Source organism: Streptomyces sp. NPDC058964 (assembly GCF_042741275.1).
Taxonomy (GTDB): Bacteria; Actinomycetota; Actinomycetes; order Streptomycetales; family Streptomycetaceae; genus Streptomyces.
This window is the reverse complement of record NZ_JBHYKH010000700.1, coordinates 1,926-3,690: the sequence shown is the minus strand read 5'-3', so window position 1 is coordinate 3,690 and position 1,765 is coordinate 1,926. Positions and strand designations below refer to the sequence as shown.

Below are 1,765 nucleotides of genomic sequence, written 5' to 3'. Positions count from 1 at the left end.
GCTAAGTTTCCCCCCCGCGTTTGGGGGTAGGGGCCCACCCCCGATCGGCAGGTACGGCTCGATCAACTTCCACTGCTCGTCCGTGAGTTGCCTGCGCGTCACACCGAACGTCCTAGCGGATCCAGCTCCCGTACCGGAACAGAACCCAAAGAGTGATCACAACATCACGCCGGCCCTAGCTCTGCGGAACGTCCTTGACGAACACGATGCCGTCGCTGTTCGCCAGGTGGGCCGGGTCGAGCGGGGCATAGCCGAACCAGGGGGAAACGCGGGGCGCGGGCCGCGTGCCGGCGAGGGCGGTGGTCAGCCGCGGGGCGTCGATGACACAGCGGTCTTCCGGGAGCGCGTACAGGAGCCCTTCGAGGGTGTCCGGCGGCGGAGTGTCCACTCCCTGGTGCCGGATCGTGCCGAGGGCCGTCGCGACGAAGGCATACTCCCTGCCGAGTTGGGCGCTCACCAGCGCACCGGCGCTCCACCACTCCACCGGCCCCTCCCACAACTGCATCGTGCTCTTCTCCCGCTGGAGATGGGAGTTGTGGGCGTGGATGAGTGCCGGGCCCCGAGCGGCGACGGCAAGGAGATTGTCGGCCATCATCAAACCCCGCAGCGCGCATAGCCGTGTCATGCGGGCCGGTGAGGTGTCGGCCATCCAGTGGTGGTAGCGCAGCAGGCCGGTCGCGGTGCGCCCGTACAGGCGCGCCCGGTCCCAGGCGTCCCGCGAGGTCGTCACGAGCAGGTGCGGCGTGTGCTGGTCGAGCAGTGCCACCAGATCGTCAGCGAGCAGTCGCAGTTGGCCGGCTTCGGCTGACTGCCCCGTCGACTGGGACGGGTCCATCATGGCGGCGGGGTTGGTCCACCGGTCGTCGGTGCCGAGCAGGCGGTCCAGTGTGTCCGTGGTGCAGGGGAGCAGGTCCGCGTCCACCTGGGCCGCGAGGTAGCCGTGGAGTGCGGTGAGGGCGTGCCGGGGGCTCGCTGCGTGGGTGATCTCCAGTGGGCCGTCGAAGCCGGCGAACCGGAGCCGCTCGGACGCGGGCCGGCCGTCGTTGTCGGCGCGGACGTTGTATGCGCGCATCCAGCGCACGAGTTCGCGGTTGGCCGCGGACGCGCCCCAGCCGTGGCTGATTCCCTGTTCCATGACCTCGTCGAGGGTGCCCGCGCCCGAAGTGACGTAGTCGTCCACGACCAGGCCCGTCATGCAGTCACTCTCGATCGCGATCGTCCGGTAGCCCTCCTGCTCGACAAGCTGCCGGAAGAGTTCGTTGCGTAGGTCGAGCAGAGCGTCCTCGCCGTGGGTGGGCTCGCCCAGGGCGAGCAGCCGGGGCCGGGCCGGGAGCAGCCTCATGACGGTGGCAGCGTCGACGGCATGGACGGTGTCCTTGATGTCAGTAGCCATGTCTTCAACGCTATCGTTGAACCTTCGGTTGAAACTTTCTCGCGATATCGTCAGCCCATGGGGAGAAACCTTCAATACGGTGAGCGGCTCAGGCCGGTTGATCTGGCGCGCGGGCACGGTCTGTCCACGCAGGCGATCAGGAACTACGAGGAGGTCGGCATCCTTCCGGCCGCCGGTCGCACACCCCACGGCTACCGCACCTACACCTCGCTGCACGCGGGGGCCCTGCGCGCGTTTCTTGCCCTGGTGCCCGGCCACGGCCACCAGACGGCGATGTCGATCATGCGGGCGGTGAACCAGGACTCGGGCGATTGGCGGGGGGCGCGCCGGCACCGGATCCCCCGCCCGCGGCCCGCCAGACCGCCCCACCCC

At 69.2% G+C, this 1,765-nt stretch carries 1 protein-coding gene and 1 pseudogene; one reads left to right on the top strand and one right to left on the bottom strand.

Annotation, left to right across the window (positions count from 1 at the left end):
• Positions 1-175: 175 nt before the first annotated feature.
• Positions 176-1,393, bottom strand: a complete 1,218-nt coding sequence (locus tag ACFW2E_RS43255) for an erythromycin esterase family protein (protein ID WP_384476588.1) — start codon at positions 1,391-1,393, stop codon at positions 176-178.
• A gap of 57 nt (positions 1,394-1,450) precedes the next feature.
• Between ACFW2E_RS43255 and ACFW2E_RS43250 the strand changes: the two are divergent.
• Positions 1,451-1,765, top strand: a pseudogene (locus tag ACFW2E_RS43250) (MerR family DNA-binding transcriptional regulator); the annotation flags it as partial.